Source organism: Leptospira adleri (assembly GCF_002811985.1).
GTDB lineage: Bacteria > Spirochaetota > Leptospiria > Leptospirales > Leptospiraceae > Leptospira > Leptospira adleri.
In genome coordinates this window covers 114303-129509 of the sequence record NZ_NPDU01000001.1, presented here as the reverse complement: position 1 = coordinate 129509, position 15207 = coordinate 114303, and the positions used below count along the sequence as shown (strand labels likewise).

Sequence of the window (15207 nt, the reverse complement as noted above, 5' to 3'; positions counted from 1 at the left end):
AAAATTCATTACAGTTAATTCTTTAGTTTTTCAAAATCCTAAATTTTTTCTTTTTCTTCTTTTTCAACAAACACCGAGTAGATTTTGACGCGTCTCAACGGTTGAAAGATCTTCTTTGAAGAAGGTCCTCTAGCAAGAACTTTTTGAAGAAGAATTCAAAAACCATCCTTGCTTATAAAAAAATACTCCATTTCGAATTTCCCTTTCCGGATCGATTTCAAACGGGCGATTGATTTTATCGGGAGAATAAAGAATTGAAGAGTTGATTCTCCGCTTCCAATTCTAAAAAAGATCGAGGTCTTGTTCGAGGCAAAACTTCCTTTCCGTTCAAGACGAGACTTCGAAAAACCGAAACTGTTAAGAGAAGTATTATTATTCAAGAAACGGATGGATCTCTTTTGAAAAAGTCCAAGGTGGTCTGGGTTCCTTCGGCTTGAAAAAACAAAAATCGAATCTTGTGCGAATCATTATGTCCCGATTGAACCGCGCAAGTCCGTAAAATTATTATGACCGATATACAGATTGAATTTCCCGCAACTTATCATTTCTCGACGGAGTTATCGATTCGTAAAACGGATTTGGCCCTGGACATTCACGTTTCCTTTGCTTCGATCCTGGATTTGGTCATGGAAGCTCATCTTCAGTTTTTTCAATATTTAGGATTTTCAGTAACGGATATTTACGGAAAGAGCATCATCTTTGCCAACGCGGGAATTTTGTACCAGGGCGAGTTGCTCTACAACGATCAGGTAAAGATCGATGTCGTATTAGAAAATCTAGGAGAAAAATCCTTCGATCTTTACTTCCGCATTTCCAAGGATCAAAGACGGGAAAAAGTTTCCCTCATAAAAATTCGAGTTCTCTTTTTCGATTATTCCATCCGCAGAGTGGTGCCCGTTCCGGACGGTTTTAGAAAGAAGTTCGCGGAGGGCGGAATTCCTTCTTATCCTTCGCCACCCGTAGGCGTTGCGGAAAGCGGATCTTCGAAGGTCGCTTCGGCTCAAATCCGCACCTTGGATAAGCTGGAAGTTTGGAAACTCGCGCACGATCTGATTTTAAAGGTCTATAAACTTGGAAATCGTTTGGAAGGATCCAGAGCGAAAGACCACGCCCAGCTCTTGGAACATCTGCGTTCAGTCGCTACTCTTTTGCCCGTTTCCATAGCCGGAGCCTGGGGAAGTAGAATTCTTTCCCAAAAGATAAAGAATATTCTCAAGGCGAAGGTGCATCTGGAAGAGCTTAGATATCTTTTCGTTTTAATAGAGGATCTGAAAGTCGCTTCCGTTGAAAGGGAATTGACGGATCTGGAAGCGATCAACGGACATCTGAAAAAATATCTCGTCAGGGTCAGAAACGGGAAGACCAGAAAAATATAATAATTTACTAATATTCAATTTTTGGAGAATTCTATGAAAGACAAAGTCGCGATGGTGACCGGCGGAAGCACAGGAATCGGGAAGGCGGTCGTTTTGGAGTTCTTATCGAGGGGCGTGAAGGTCGTCTTTTGCGGCAGAAGATCCGAAGAAGGAAAAAAGGTAGAATCCGAACTCAGATCTAAGGGGGAAGACGCATTCTTCTTTTCCTGCGACGTGACTTCGTCCGAACAGGTAAAAAAAGCGGTGGACTTCGCGATTGAAAAATACGGTCGACTCGATTTCGGAATCAACAACGCGGGAATCATGGGAGAGAATCATCTCTTGCACGAATATCCGGAAGAAGTGTGGGATAAAGTCGTGGACGTGAATCTCAAAGGCGCCTGGCTTTCTATGAAATATCAAATTCCTGAAATGCTCAAAGTAGGGGGAGGGGCGGTTGTGAACGTATCTTCGATCTCGGGGATCAACGGAGTCGTAGGAATCAATCCGTATTCCGCCGCGAAACACGGAATCATCGGATTGACCAAGAGCGCCGCGCTCGAATACGCAAAGAAGAATATTCGTATCAACGCGGTTTGCCCCGGCGCGGTGAAGACCGAGATTCTTGAAGAACTCTTTCATCTTGCGAAGGATCCCGTCGAAGCGGAAAAACAACTCGTGAAATTACATCCCTTACATCGCATCGCGACTCCGGAAGAAGTCGCGAAGGTCGCGGTTTGGCTCTGCAGTTCCGACGCTTCCTTTATCACGGGAACGGCCCTTCCCGTCGACGGTGGATACTCGGCAAAATAATTTTCTTTTCTCAATGAAACAAAAAGTAGCGATTTAGAATTTAGGAATTCTTCGTCGGATTATTTTGAAAAAACGGACCTCTCGAAGATTTGTTCTTGAATACCTTCGCTGACACATTTTTATAATAGTTTTACGGAAATTCCTTCGAAATTCCGCACTTTCTTCTTCATGATTATTCATTATTTCGGAATTACGGAAAAAGGAAATTTTCGTTCGCATAACGAGGATTCCATGTATGTTTCCGGCGAGATCGTCGCCGGGACCGTTTCCGGTTCCTTCGCTTCCACGGGCATCCGCGATTCTTCGAATTCTCCTTTGATTCTAGCGCTCGCGGACGGAATGGGAGGCCATACTTCGGGGGAAATTGCAAGCCGTCTAACGTTGGAAAAACTCGCGTGGATGGAAAGAGCGATCCAGCCTCTGGAAGAACTTCCCCGGGCCGGCTGGCAGAATCTTTTTCGAAAAATCAACAACGAAATCAACGAACACGCGTTACAGACCGGTAAGCTCGGAATGGGGACCACTCTCGTGGGCGCCCTTTTCGGAAGAAGAAAGGTTCTCGTTTTCAATATGGGAGACAGCAGGGCTTATCATTTTTCATCGAAGGGAATTCAGAAGATCACCGTGGATCATTCCTTTTCCGATTCGGTCCGCGGAGGAAACCAAAGTTCCAGAAGTTATATCACGAGTTGTATCGGCGGAGGAACGGCCGATCTTCAGATGGATCTTTTCGACATTACAAATTCCTTAAACGAAGGGGATCGGATTCTTCTCTGTACGGACGGACTTACGGACGTAATTAAGATCGACGACTTGGAGGAGATTCTTAAAAACGCGTCTAACGTGAAGGAAGCCTGTTCTCATCTCGCGGAAGAGGCGAATCTTAGAATGACGAGAGACAACACTTCCGTGATCGTGATCGAAGTCAAAGAAATGGCTCTTTCTCAGGCGGAACCCTGGAAACTTACCCCAAGCGAAAGAAAACGGTGAGAGTGAAAAAAACTTCCCCGTTCCCCGTTTCTTCAAACGACGAACGAAACGGAAAGTCCGACTTTTTTAGTATCTCCAAAAATCCCAGACCGGCGCCTTTGCTGTCGTCCGGTCTTTCTCCCTTGATTTTTTCCTGATAGAGTTCTTTCACTTCTTCTCCCGTAAGAGAAAGAAAGTGATCGAGTTTTTCCCGGAGCGGCGCGGCCGTTTCCGAGCTCAGAAAATTCGCGGTGGAGAGTTTGAGAATATGACCTTTTTCTTTTACCAAGATCAGGCCGACTCCGTATTCGTTTTCTCTTTCGGAAGAATAGTGACTTACGTTCTGGGTCATCTCCACGAATACGTTGAGAATCTTGTTCTTTCTTTTTTCTTTGGAAATCCTGCTTTTAAGAATTTCGGTAAGGTTTCCTAAAATATCGTGCGTCACGGCTCCTTGATAGTAAAGAACCGATTTCATCTTTTTGGAATGATCGTATTGTTTGTGGAGTCCGCCGGATTTCATTCTTCTTCTCCTAAAGGTCCGGAGCGGTGAGGCTTACAAAAGACGATTGGCTTCCGATCGCAAAGGCCATGGAGATCGCATTTCTCAGACGGACTTTTCTCGCCCCTTCGGTTACGTGATCGTGATCGCATTCCGGATCCACGTCCTTGAGATTGATCGTGGGACAGACGATTTGTTTTTCAAGCATCAAAGCCGTCGCCGCCACGTTGATGATTCCCGCGGCTCCGAACGTATGTCCGAAAATCGGCTTGATGGAACCGAGCGGAGCCCATTTGTTTTTTGCGAGTCCGTTGTATAAAACTTTGATCGCTCTGCTTTCCGCCATATCGTTGTTAATCGTTGCGGTTCCGTGTCCGCAGAAGTAATCGATATCTCCGAGATGCATTCCGCCGATTTTCAAAAGACGACCGAGTCCCGTCGCGGCTTTTTTTCCGGTTAGATCCATTCTCATCGCGTGATCGGCTTCGTTGTAGCTGAAGGTTCCCAAAACTTCCGCGTAGATGCGAGCGCCTCGCGCGATCGCGTGGTCCATTCTTTCCATACAAAGAACCGCAGCGCCTTCTCCTAAAATAAATCCGTCCCGATTCCGATCGTAGGGTTTGATCGCGGACTTAGGATGTTTTTCTTCGGAAGACATCACCGAACTCGCGGGATCCGAATACATCATCATAAGAGGTTTGATCAAAGGAAATTCGTGTCCGCCCGCATACATCACCTCGGCCCTTCCTTTTCGAATCGCCTGATAACAAAGACTGATCGCGTGGTGTCCGCCGACGCAGGCCGCGGTGATCGTGGTCACGAAACCTTGTATGTTCGCATAGATCGCGGTGAGGTTTGTGGGGTTGGAAGCCATCGAAGTGAGAACCGAATAACGATCGAATACGCTCTGATTTTTTTCCTCGTGATAGAGTTTCCAAGCGTGTTCCCACCAAGCCAAGGAAGCGCGGGAGGAAGAATCTATAAAGCCGACCTTCGAAGGATCGACCGAATCCTTTTCGAGTTTTGCGTCCTTTCTCGCTTCTTCCATCGCGGACATAAGCGCGAACGTCTCCCGATTGTAATTTTTTGCGTGTTTCTCGTTTAAGTCCGGAAGAAATTTTTTCCAGTCGAAGTCGTTCATCTCGGCTGCGACCTTGACGGGCATATCGTCGGTCTGAAATCTCGTGATGGTATCTATTTGAGAATTTCCTTCGGAAAGATTTTTCCAGAACGTCTCGACCGAGAAAGTATTGGGTAGAATGACCCCGATTCCTGTGATTACAACTCTCGAGTTTTTACTTAGTTTCGTTTTATCCATATTGATTCGATCTTATAACGTTTGTCTTATAAACGCCGAGAAATTTCTTCCTCTTCTCTCTTTTTGGAAATATTTTTCCTTTGAAAGACCCGATTCTTTCGCATTGTTAAGAAAAGGATTTTAAATATGACATTGGACGCCAAAAATCAATTCAAAAAAACTAAAATATAGAGTTGTGTGGGAACTCTCACAAATTCCGGGATCGTTTCGTTCGATCCGGATCGCGTAATCTTTGTTAAGACAAACTTTTAACCGAAAAATCTGCTCGCAACGGACTTTTAAGTCGCTCCAAAGGAAAGCCGGAGAAACTATTTTAAGAATCTTTCCTAAATCGGTCGTAAGACCTGCGTTTGGCGGCGCTCGTTGATTCTTTTCGGGGAACGGATTTCGATTCTTCCTTTTGCCTTGCGAAACGGCATGGGAAGAATATCGGATTAAATGTAACAAAAATTGTTACAAAATGCTTGCCAAGAAAAATAGACGGAAAAATATAGATTCGTTTTGGTTAGGAATTCTAGGAGGGATGTTATGTGGAATGAAACTCTTTTGGTGCAAAAGAAAAAAGCCTTGGAAGGATTCGGAGTTTTATCGAAGAATTCGATCTCCCGTTTTATCGAGAGTCTCCGGTCCCAGGACGAATGGAAACTGCATAGAATCAATCCGATTCGATTTGCGGGAGAGAATGATTTTGAAACGGGGGAGGCGATCGATCTATTCTTACATTCCGGAAAGATCGGCTTGATCGATTTCTCTTACAATATGATTTGTCCCGCTTGCGGCGGAGTCGTTTCCTCTCATACTTCTTTGGATCAGATTGAAGAAAAAAGTTTTCATTGTTCTATCTGCAATCTAGACGTTCCGACTACGCTGGACGATCAAGTGGAAGTCAGTTTTTCCGTAAACTCCTCTTTGAAAAAGCAGAATCTGGATCCTTTGGTGGACGCGGAAACGTATCTAAGATATCATATCTCCGCTAATTTTCACAAGTCCGAAGAACTCCTGGATTTTATCGGAAACAATACGAAGGATCTGATCGTATTGGAACCCGGAGTTACGAAGAATATAACGTTAGACGCCACTGATACGCCGGCGTATCAATTGAGTTCGGTGGAGAATAATTCCGCGGTGTATCTCTATTTTGACGGAGAAGAAACTCCGGACGATCGAATCATCGACTTGAGCCTTCTTACGAGCGGATTTACCCCGAATGAGCTGCATCTTTCTCCCGGAAAATACCAACTCAAAGTTTCCAATCGTACGATCGCAAAGGCGGGCTTTCTCATCATCAAACCCAATCTTCCAAGAATATTAGAAATCGTGAAAGAACATCCGACCGTGATCGAACCTTTTCTTACGGCGAAGATGCTCTTGAACAACCAAACCTTCCGGGAACTTTTTCGCATTCAACAGTTGAGCAGCAGATTGAATTTAAACGTGAAAAGTCTTACGATTCTTTTTACCGATCTGAGAGGTTCCACCGAGATGTACGATAAGGCCGGAGATATTCTCGCGTATCGATTGGTTCAAGAACACTTTCGCCTTCTTGCGGAAACCGTGAAAAAATTTAACGGGGCGATCGTAAAAACGATGGGCGACGCGATTATGGCTACCTTTTCCAATCCTCTGGACGGAATGTTTGCGGCCCTCGAGATGATGACTCGAATCGATCAGATGAACGAAGAGTTCAAAGAACACGGACACGAAATCGGTTTGAAAGTCGGACTCAACGAAGGACCTGCGTTAGCCGTAATCAACGACGAAAGACTCGATTATTTCGGACAGAGCGTAAACATCGCAGCTCGAGTCCAATCGCTCGCATCCGCCGGCGAAATCTGGGTCACGGAACCGATTCTTTCCAGCCCCGGAATTATGGAAGAATTGAACCTAAGGGGATACGATTCCGAAAAACACGAGGCATCCCTGAAGGGAGTCGGTCAAAAAGCGACGGTTCATAAACTCTACAAATTCGAAGCACGGAGCGAGTTGGCGGGCGCCGTTTAAAGGAATCCCGTCTTCGGAGAATTCCGGAGACGAATTAGAAAAAATTTATTTTCAAAATGATACGGAGAAGGATCCTTTTGCTTTTTAAAAGGAAAGGGTTATGAATTACAAAAAAACGAGTTTGTTAGTTTTCGTCTCATTGGCGCTTTTTGTCTTCAATTGCAAAGGCGGAGGAAGTCCCGCCGCTGAAATGCAAGAGCTTGCGAAGAAGTCGAAAGATATCACTTGCTCCAAAACCGTGGAGTGCGCGAAGGAGCAGTTCAGCAAATTGCCGGAAGCTCAGAGAAAATTTCTTCCACCGATGCTTCAATCCAAAGAGGCTTGTTTAGAATCCATCGAACAAAACGCCGCGGCTCAAAGAGCGAAAACCGGTAAGAGCGAAGCGGACGAATGGAAGGACGCAACTCCTGAAAAAGTTCAAGCCGCGAAAGAATGTATGGCTCTGATCGAAAAGACAAGTTGTACCGAAATGATGTCTCCGAACAGCCCGATTCAGAAGTCGGAAGCCTGTCAGTTCTTATCCAAGAAATAGAATTAGCGATTTATAATTTATCTTCGTCGATATCCGGTAAAAGTCCGCTTCGACGAAGATTTTTCGCTTACACATTCACGTTATCCGTAATCCGCATCTTCTCTTTGCCTTAATCTTCTTTTCGAATCCTTTCTTCCAAACAATTTAGGCTCTCGGTTTATTTCCAAAAAACATTGACAAATATTCGGGCCGGTTCTCATTCAAATTCAAACAAGGAATTTTCCGGAATGGGCCGTCCCAAATTATCTCTCCATCGTTTTGCTTTTTTATTTTTTTTACCGAGTCTTTTTCATTTCGGCTGTGCGGGTTCAGGCAATGAATTGTCTCCTGCGTTAGTCGCTCTTTTGGCGGGAGGCGTTTCCCCAAACGTAAATTCGGCCGGAATCGATCATCAGTCCGCAAACGGCGGACCCGAACTCAACGATTTGACGGTGAGAACGAATTACGTGGTCGGAAGCGAGGACAGCCAGAGTATTCGGGTGAAAGTCTCTCTGAAGAAGCAGGTTTCTTACCCGGTCACTTTCAAGGCTTACCTCGGAAGACCGACGATTCTAAGATTAAATCCCGACGGGATCAGCGTAACCACTTACATTGATGAAGAAAATACGCTGACCGGTCTAAATCAGGACGAGTTTTTGTTCCTTTCTCCGGAGACGTCGATGTCTTATAAGATCATCGTTATCGCCGAAAGCGAACGCGGTTATTCTGCAAAAGAAATTATTTCCAATCCTCCGCCTCCTCCCGCAGGTCCCTGCGCGGGGGCGGTCGCCGCTCCGATCGTAGTAGGGAATTGTGCCGATCATTGTATCGAAGTCACGAGAAACGGAACCAACATGGGAATGATCGCCCGTTACAACAATCCTTCCGATGCGGAATACTTGTATTTGGACCTTTCTACTTCCTCGCCGGGTGGAGCTTCGGGACCGGTTCCCTTTCAGTATATCGAACAAATCGAAAATGTAATTCCGGCAGGGCAGTACGCCACACCCAACGCCGGATTTGACACGAACGCATATACGGGTGCCTGCGTCGATATCAGTTCTTATCGAGTGAGGGACGGCGCGTCCGGTTTTTCGGACAGTTATATAGTGAAACGCATTATCGTACCATAGTGTCTCGTTTGAAATTAAACTCGCAACGCTAAAAAAAGAGGACAATAAAATCCCGCCGAGATTGTTGCTTAGGCAATGATGCTCGATCGGTGTGCTGCGGTTTTAAAACGAAAAATCGGGATTCTACTTTCTGATTGCGGAAAGCGTGGAATTCTTATCCTGATTTTTTTGTCGACCTTGAGTATGAATTGTATTTTTCAAAAGCACGCTTGTACCACCGATTTTACGGAAGAGACAATCGAGAAAAACGGGAAAAAGTTCATAAACTTAGTTCCATCCAACCCTAAGGTCAAAACCATACCCTTCGAATTCGATACGGTTCCCAATATCGAAACGTTTGGGGACGGATACTTTCACGAGGGATTGGCTCCCGTTCCAAAAAGAAAAGGCGACGAACCGTTTATTGGAAAGTGGGGATATATCGATTCGACCGGAAAGTTAGTGAACGGATATCGATACGATCGAGCCTATTTTTTCAACGATCAAATCGGCACGGTTCAAAACGGGGATCGATTCAGATACATCGATCGAACTGGGAAGACGATCATTCCTCCAAAATTCGAGAGTGTTTCCGGTTTCCGGGAAGGATTTGCCGCAGTCGAAAATAAAAACTCAAAATGGGGTTTTATCGATCGAAATGGAAAATTCAAGATCGATCCTCAATTCGATTCGGCTTCGCCTTTCTCCGAAGGGACCGCGGTCGTTTCGAAAAATGGTCTGGTCGGGGCGATTGATAAATCCGGAAAGCTAACGATTGAATATCAGTTTTCTTTAATGAATCATTTCAAAGAAGGGATGGCCGCGGTCGGAAGGGATTCTTGGGATTGGGGGTTTATTGACAAGAGAGGCGTTCTCATCGTCGATTTTCAGTTTCGAGATATTTACGCATTTTCGGAAGGGCTCGCCGCGGTTAAAAATAAAGAATTGAAATGGGGATTTATCGATAAGACGGGAAAGACGGCGATCGATTTTCATTTTGATAAAGCGTCGAGTTTTTCGGAAGGATTGGCCGCCGTTGAGTTTGAGAACCGATGGGTCTTTATCGATCGAACGGGAAACATCGTCCTCGACGATTCTTACCAATGGTTAGGGAATTTTTCAGAAGGTCTCGCCGATTTTACAAAAGGTGAAAAGACCGGTTATTTGGATCGAAAGGGAAGAATCGTGATCGAACCGATGCTTCAACTAGGCTTCCCCATTTCCGAGGGAATCGCCGGAGTTTTCTTACGCGACAAATTGGGTTTTATCGATTTTCGGGAATGCCTCAACTCGGAAAAAGAAAATCGATTGAAATCCATTTTAAAAATTTTTACCAAAGGAGCGTCGTTTCTTAAATAGCTTCCGAGAAGAATTTGTTTCTTCGTTTTTGGAATCGACAAACCCGTCAAATCCCGATTGTTATAGAGAATCCGAAATTTGAATACGAACTCGGCTCCTTTCTGGTATTCAAGAATTCGATTGTATCAAACTTCCCAGCACTTTTATGCGCTCCTCCGATAGAAAATCCGAACAATCCGTCACGGTAAGTCTGATCCACGCGTCTTTCTTGCGAACGGTGAAAAGATTCGGGATTTTAAATGGGATTTACGGTCTTTGAAAAAGATGCTTCGTCCGATCGAGTTTTCGTTTCGTTTCGAAATTCCGGTCTTAAAAAGGAAGGACCGTTTCTAAAAATTGGAGGTGCGGGGTTATGTTTCAAATCGGAAGTCGTAAAAAAATCTTTCTGATTCTTTCTTTCCTTTTTTTGTTTCACTGCGGATGGTTCGTGGAGACGATCCCGCCGGGGAAAATTACGGACCAGGGAGAATATGACCGTTTTATAAAGTTAGGCGAAATTAATTTTCACTATCAGGATTTTCCCGGAACCAAAGGGGATATTTTTCTTTTGCACGGTTTTGGATCCTCCACTTATACTTGGAAGGAAACGATTCCTTATCTGAGAAAATCCGGTTATAGGATCGTAACTCTGGATATGAAAGGTTTCGGCTGGTCCGATAAACCCATGGATGGCGACTATCGTGTGGAACGGTTGCAAACCGAAGTCGCGACTTTCTTAAGAACATTAAAATTAAAGAATGTGATTTTTGTCGGAAATTCTCTGGGAGGCGCGATCGCCGCTCTGACCGCGGCAAAAGATCCGGATCTCGTAGAAAAGTTGGTTCTGATCGACGCGGTTGCGCCGTATGAGATGGAAAAACCTCTGATCATTCGGATGTCGAATCTGCCCTTCGCCGCGGAAACGATGAAGACATTTTACGGGAAATGGCTTTTTGAATGGAACCTAAAAGAAGTGGTTTTCGATCCTAAGACGGTTACGGACGAAAGAATCGGCGCTTATTTCGATCGCCTTAGAACGTTAGGCGGCATTGAGGCGACGGTTTCTTTTTCGCGGACCTTTTTGAAGGGAGAACATCGAAAGGAGTTTCTCGAACTTGTTCCGAATATCATGCAACGGACCCTGATTCTTTGGGGAAAAGAGGACGCTTGGATTCCCCTTTCGATCGGGGAGCAATTCCACAAAGATATTAGAAATTCGGAATGGATCGTTTTTGAAAACTGCGGGCATATCCCTCAAGAGGAATTTCCGGAAAAAACGGCAAATCTCATTCTTAAATTTATTTCTAAATGATCGGAAAACGGCGGACGTTAGCAACGAATCGCCGTCGAAATTCTTTCTAAGATCGGAGTCCGGTTGTTCCAAAATTCAATCCCATCGAAATCGTCGGAAACGCACTAAAAGGTCCGTTTCCGTAAAGGAAACGAGGATTTGTTTTTTGCGGCTTGCGGTTTGAAAAGAAGGGCGGATCTTTTCGAAGAGAAAATCCATAGCCACGATTCTTCTTTCGTGATTCTTTTTAGAACTGATTCCAAATCTCTCAATACGAAAATTTTGGTTACCCATTCTAATTTTGTATGAGTTCCCACAGGTTCAATCTCGTAGGATTTTTCGGCAGGATTTCGAGCCGTTCCCTAATATTCAAAAAACGTGTGAGTTCCCACATTTCCGAGTTTTCGGACTTTGCCTAACCGAAAAGACCGACCGGTCTTCAGGAATTTTTTTCGATGACCTCGGATTCCTTGAGGGAAAATTCGGCTTTTCCCAAACCTCTCTTTCTTCGATCCACGATCCAATATAAATAAAAGACGACCGCGAAAAAACTCTGAAGAATGAATTGTGCCAAGTGGACCGTGGTCGCGTAGAATAAACCTTCGGACGCTTTTCTTCCCATCAGAACGAACGCGGAAGTAACCGACGCGTGAAACACGCCCGCGCCCGAAGGAGCGGAAGGGACCATCACGCCGACCGCGCCGGCGAACATGATCAAGACGATCCCCGCGTAACTCATCTCGATTCCGACTAACTTGAGTAAGATGCCGTAACTCAGAGCGTATCCGATCAACCAGGTAAACGCGGTCAACACCGCGGGAACAAGAAATCTTTTGAGCACCAAAAACTTTCCGAGGTCTCGAACGTAGTGCGATAGTTTTTGCAGGAACCATTCTTTTTTTCCGAAAAGTCCCGCGGCCCATGCGAGGATGGACACGATCGTTTCATTTAAGAATCGGACCGCAAGTAGTCCGGTAAAAATCGAAGCGATCACCAAAAAGGAAATTAGGAAAGAATGATTGTTTTCGTCCTTTATTTCCAAAAACACCAAGGCGGATAATCCCGCGGAGAATATAAAGGAAAAGTCCAACACTTTTTCGATAAAAAGCGCCGTCACCAACGTTGGATACTGAAGATCGGATTCTTTTTTGCAAAAGTACAATCGAAAGATATCTCCTCCTCTCGCGGGAAGAAACATATTGGCGCCGACTCCTATAAACGAGGAAAAGAGCGCATAACGGAACCGAATTTGTTTCCCCATCAGGAGATGCCATCTCCAAGAAAATAAAAGAAGTCCCCACGCGGAAGAGATACAAAACGGTATGAGATAGATCGGTTCCCAGCGTTCCTGAATTTTTAAGAATGTGGTTCGCGCTTGATCGGATAACTCTTCGACTGCCAGTTTTGAAAATTCGTACAATCCGCGTTTCGAAAATTCATCCAAATTGATTTTAGAGGTTTCGCCCAGATCCAGTCTCGAAAATAGAAAGCCGAGCACCGCGATGCTTACGAGGGTTCCAAATAGAATTCGTTTCAATGTTAGTTCCTTGGTTTATCCCGGAGGCCAGTGCAGTTGACGTTCGGCTAATAGATGAAAGTGAATGTGAAATACCGTTTGTCCGCCGTTCTTTCCCGTATTGTTTACGACTCTATATCCGTTTTCCGCAAATCCCAATTGTTTCGCGACGTCGCGGATCTGAACGAGAATTTTTCCGAGAAGCGCGGAGTCTTCGTTTTTTACTTCCGCAAGGGATACGATGTGTTTTTTCGGAATGAATACGATGTGAATCGGCGCCTGCGGTGAAATATCATAAAATGCTAATATGTCCTCGTTTTCAAACGCGATCTTGGACGGGATTTCCTTCGCAATGATTTTGCAGAAGATACAATTCGGATCGTTCATTCGTGATTCTCCATACAAAGCGCCGCCGCGCCGAGCGCTCCGGCAACGTTTCCGCCGGGCAAAATTTGAGTATAAGTCCTAAAAATCGGAAATACGAGTCCGTGGATTTTTTCTTTCAAAACGTCTCCGTAGAGATCCCAGGATTTGACGAGTCCGCCCGTAAATACGATCTTCTCCGGATTGACGGTGTGGATCAAGGTCCTGCATAGTTGCGAGAGCGCGTCGATTCCTTCGTTTAACAGAGTTGTTGCGATCCGGTCCGCAGTTCTTACCTTTTCGAAAAATTCTTCCGCGCCGGAAAGTTGCGCTCCGCTCGTCTCGCGATAACGATTTAAAAAGCCGCTCGCGCTGAAATACGCTTCCGTACATCCTCTTTGTCCGCATCCGCAGAGGGAACCGCCCGGAAGATAGGTGACGTGTCCCGCTTCCATTCCGCTTCCTCTGTAGCCGTTGAAAAGTTTTCCCTGATACACCCAACCTCCGCCGAGTCCTGTTCCCAAGGTAAGAATCATCAGATTGCCGGATCCTTTTCCGAGACCGAAACGAAATTCTCCGAGGGCCGCGAGGTTTGCGTCGTTATTGTAATATACGGGAAGTTTAAAATTCTTCTTTAAATGAGCGACTAACGCAACGTCTTTTAAGAGCGGAAGGTTCGCGGACTCGATGAGGATTCCGTTTTCAGTATCGATCGGTCCGGGACTTCCGATTCCGACGGCGACAAGCGAAGAATCCTCGAGTTCGCTTACGATGTTTACGAGAGAATCCAAAAATTCTTTCTCGGTTGTTTCGACTCCGGTGTTTCTCGAGGTTTGTTTAAGAATGTTTCCGCCCGTATCAACCAGGCTCGCTTTGATACTTCCGGCTCCGATATCGATCCCGAGATAGGATTTCATTTTACCACCCGGGTAAACGCTCCCTCTCGCATCTCGTAGATCGTCTTCGCGTCGAAGGCTAAATTCATATCATGAGTTACTAATAGAATCGTAAGTCCTCTCGTGTTAAAATCATACAAAAGATTTCTGACGAGTTCGCTGTTCTCCGGATCCAAATCTCCGGAAGGTTCGTCCGCGAGAAGAAGTTCAGGTTCGTTGATGAGCGATCTCGCGATTGCCGTCATCTGAATCTGACCGCCCGAAAGTTTACTCGGATAACTCTTACGAATCGATTCGAGTCGAAGGCTCCGGATGAGGTATTCGCATTTTTCCAAATATTCTTTTTGGCTGAACTTTCCGACGAGAAGGGCCGGAAGCAGAATATTCTCCTCAACGTCGAGATGAGGAAGCAATTCCGAAAACTGAAAGATGAGTCCGATGTTTCTCGCGCGAAAATTCGCCAAGGCTCCGTGACCCATGTCGCTCACCTTGGTCGTGTCGAAATAAACTTCCCCCGAAGAACTGGAAAGCATTCCCGTGATCATCGAAAGAAGGGTGGTTTTTCCGGAACCGGAAGGCCCGACGATCGCCACGTAATCGGATTGGTTCATGTCGAAAGATACGCCGTTCACGGCCTTGGACTTTCCGTATTCTCTTGAGAGGTTGTTGATGCGAAGAATCATTTGCCCCTCCGGATTGAACGATATGGATCTAAGAATGTAAGAATCACGGAAACGATTCCTCCGGTTCCCGATATCAAAGAAATGCAGATGAGAAACGCCTTTCCGTAATCCAAAAGGCTGGAACTTTCGCCGAGCCAAGGAGGAAATAGGATCGCTGCCAAAACGCTCAGGAAGAATCCGGTCCCGTGTAAAATCCAGAGTTCCGCGACCAAAAGTCGGACGGTTCCGATTCGATTGCCTCCGACCGCCATCATAATTCCCGCGTCCGCGGTTCGAAGAAGAGTCCGGGAAAGCGCCATAAAAACCAATCCGGCGCCGCTGAGCAATAAAACCAACTGTGGATAATTCCGGAAGAGTTCGATACTAGAAGGGTTAGAGGGGACTTTGTCCATTCTCAGTAGAAAAATCCCGAAAATCAGGAAAAAACAAAAGAGTACTGAAAATCCTATATGAAGAATACTGATTGTAATATCGCGTTTCACGATAGAATACGCAAATCTGAGGTAGGTAAGTTTTCCCATCTGGTTTTAGTTTCTACA

Annotated in this window: 15 protein-coding genes; 8 read left to right on the top strand and 7 right to left on the bottom strand. The window is 45.4% G+C overall.

Translation table 11 applies throughout. The annotated features are described in order from the left end of the window. Nucleotides 1–506: 506 nt before the first annotated feature. The 3 genes from CH376_RS00675 to CH376_RS00665 all read left to right on the top strand — a co-directional run bounded on the left by CH376_RS00675 (nt 507) and on the right by CH376_RS00665 (nt 3158). Nucleotides 507–1376, top strand: coding sequence for an acyl-CoA thioesterase (locus CH376_RS00675; RefSeq protein WP_100785698.1), 870 nt, complete (start codon nt 507–509; stop codon nt 1374–1376). A 33-nt stretch (nt 1377–1409) separates the two neighbouring features. Beyond that, nucleotides 1410–2168 carry a glucose 1-dehydrogenase gene (locus tag CH376_RS00670; protein ID WP_100785699.1) on the top strand — a complete coding sequence of 253 codons (759 nt, stop codon included), beginning with the start codon at nt 1410–1412 and terminating at the stop codon, nt 2166–2168. Between the two features lie 168 nt (nt 2169–2336). Then, nucleotides 2337–3158, top strand: coding sequence for a PP2C family protein-serine/threonine phosphatase (locus tag CH376_RS00665; RefSeq protein ID WP_100785700.1), 822 nt, complete (start codon nt 2337–2339; stop codon nt 3156–3158). Here CH376_RS00665 and CH376_RS00660 read toward each other — a convergent pair. Continuing rightward, on the bottom strand, nt 3133–3660 hold the full coding sequence (locus CH376_RS00660; RefSeq protein WP_100785701.1) for a SiaB family protein kinase: 528 nt from the start codon (nt 3658–3660) through the stop codon (nt 3133–3135). The genes CH376_RS00665 and CH376_RS00660 overlap by 26 nt on opposite strands. 10 nt (nt 3661–3670) lie before the next feature. After that, entirely contained in the window at nt 3671–4957 is a 1287-nt protein-coding gene (locus CH376_RS00655) for a beta-ketoacyl-[acyl-carrier-protein] synthase family protein (RefSeq protein WP_100787905.1), read from the bottom strand. Between the two features lie 528 nt (nt 4958–5485). On the opposite strand from CH376_RS00655, the gene CH376_RS00645 reads away from it, so the two are divergent. From CH376_RS00645 to CH376_RS00625, 5 genes are all read left to right on the top strand, one after another. Then, nucleotides 5486–6958 (top strand): adenylate/guanylate cyclase domain-containing protein, encoded by a 1473-nt coding sequence (locus CH376_RS00645; protein WP_100785704.1) that lies wholly within the window; start codon nt 5486–5488, stop codon nt 6956–6958. Nucleotides 6959–7058: 100 nt separating this feature from the next. Beyond that, nucleotides 7059–7490: an LA_2478/LA_2722/LA_4182 family protein gene (locus CH376_RS00640; RefSeq protein ID WP_100785705.1), complete on the top strand. Its 432-nt coding sequence runs from the start codon at nt 7059–7061 to the stop codon at nt 7488–7490. Nucleotides 7491–7717: 227 nt separating this feature from the next. Beyond that, nucleotides 7718–8602 (top strand): hypothetical protein, encoded by an 885-nt coding sequence (locus CH376_RS00635; protein ID WP_100787904.1) that lies wholly within the window; start codon nt 7718–7720, stop codon nt 8600–8602. Between the two features lie 75 nt (nt 8603–8677). Then, nucleotides 8678–9940 carry a WG repeat-containing protein gene (locus CH376_RS00630; protein WP_100785707.1) on the top strand — a complete coding sequence of 421 codons (1263 nt, stop codon included), beginning with the start codon at nt 8678–8680 and terminating at the stop codon, nt 9938–9940. 352 nt (nt 9941–10292) lie between these two features. Next, a complete protein-coding gene (locus tag CH376_RS00625) occupies nt 10293–11231 on the top strand; it encodes an alpha/beta fold hydrolase (protein ID WP_100785708.1) in 939 nt (312 codons plus the stop codon). A gap of 418 nt (nt 11232–11649) precedes the next feature. On the opposite strand, the gene CH376_RS00615 is transcribed toward CH376_RS00625, so the two are convergent. The 5 genes from CH376_RS00615 to CH376_RS00595 are packed head-to-tail and all read right to left on the bottom strand — an operon-like array spanning nt 11650 to nt 15189. Beyond that, a complete protein-coding gene (locus CH376_RS00615; RefSeq protein ID WP_100785710.1) occupies nt 11650–12747 on the bottom strand; it encodes a lysylphosphatidylglycerol synthase transmembrane domain-containing protein in 1098 nt (365 codons plus the stop codon). Between the two features lie 15 nt (nt 12748–12762). After that, nucleotides 12763–13113, bottom strand: coding sequence for a histidine triad nucleotide-binding protein (locus CH376_RS00610; protein ID WP_100785711.1), 351 nt, complete (start codon nt 13111–13113; stop codon nt 12763–12765). Further along, on the bottom strand, nt 13110–14006 hold the full coding sequence (locus CH376_RS00605; protein ID WP_100785712.1) for an ROK family protein: 897 nt from the start codon (nt 14004–14006) through the stop codon (nt 13110–13112). The genes CH376_RS00610 and CH376_RS00605 overlap by 4 nt, the downstream gene beginning before the upstream one ends. After that, entirely contained in the window at nt 14003–14668 is a 666-nt protein-coding gene (locus tag CH376_RS00600; RefSeq protein ID WP_100785713.1) for an ABC transporter ATP-binding protein, read from the bottom strand. The genes CH376_RS00605 and CH376_RS00600 overlap by 4 nt, the downstream gene beginning before the upstream one ends. Beyond that, nucleotides 14665–15189 (bottom strand): ABC transporter permease, encoded by a 525-nt coding sequence (locus CH376_RS00595; RefSeq protein ID WP_100785714.1) that lies wholly within the window; start codon nt 15187–15189, stop codon nt 14665–14667. Before CH376_RS00595 ends, CH376_RS00600 begins: the two co-directional genes overlap by 4 nt. Nucleotides 15190–15207: the final 18 nt, after the last annotated feature.

Excerpts from the sequence above, each read along its gene's own strand:
- CH376_RS00675 (WP_100785698.1), top strand. The coding sequence starts at position 507 with ATGACCGATATACAGATTGAATTTCCCGCAACTTATCATTTCTCGACG.
- CH376_RS00670 (WP_100785699.1), top strand. The coding sequence starts at position 1,410 with ATGAAAGACAAAGTCGCGATGGTGACCGGCGGAAGCACAGGAATCGGG.
- CH376_RS00665 (WP_100785700.1), top strand. The coding sequence starts at position 2,337 with ATGATTATTCATTATTTCGGAATTACGGAAAAAGGAAATTTTCGTTCG.
- CH376_RS00660 (WP_100785701.1), bottom strand. The coding sequence starts at position 3,660 with ATGAAATCCGGCGGACTCCACAAACAATACGATCATTCCAAAAAGATG.
- CH376_RS00655 (WP_100787905.1), bottom strand. The coding sequence starts at position 4,957 with ATGGATAAAACGAAACTAAGTAAAAACTCGAGAGTTGTAATCACAGGA.
- CH376_RS00645 (WP_100785704.1), top strand. The coding sequence starts at position 5,486 with ATGTGGAATGAAACTCTTTTGGTGCAAAAGAAAAAAGCCTTGGAAGGA.
- CH376_RS00640 (WP_100785705.1), top strand. The coding sequence starts at position 7,059 with ATGAATTACAAAAAAACGAGTTTGTTAGTTTTCGTCTCATTGGCGCTT.
- CH376_RS00635 (WP_100787904.1), top strand. The coding sequence starts at position 7,718 with ATGGGCCGTCCCAAATTATCTCTCCATCGTTTTGCTTTTTTATTTTTT.
- CH376_RS00630 (WP_100785707.1), top strand. The coding sequence starts at position 8,678 with ATGATGCTCGATCGGTGTGCTGCGGTTTTAAAACGAAAAATCGGGATT.
- CH376_RS00625 (WP_100785708.1), top strand. The coding sequence starts at position 10,293 with ATGTTTCAAATCGGAAGTCGTAAAAAAATCTTTCTGATTCTTTCTTTC.
- CH376_RS00610 (WP_100785711.1), bottom strand. The coding sequence starts at position 13,113 with ATGAACGATCCGAATTGTATCTTCTGCAAAATCATTGCGAAGGAAATC.
- CH376_RS00605 (WP_100785712.1), bottom strand. The coding sequence starts at position 14,006 with ATGAAATCCTATCTCGGGATCGATATCGGAGCCGGAAGTATCAAAGCG.
- CH376_RS00600 (WP_100785713.1), bottom strand. The coding sequence starts at position 14,668 with ATGATTCTTCGCATCAACAACCTCTCAAGAGAATACGGAAAGTCCAAG.
- CH376_RS00595 (WP_100785714.1), bottom strand. The coding sequence starts at position 15,189 with ATGGGAAAACTTACCTACCTCAGATTTGCGTATTCTATCGTGAAACGC.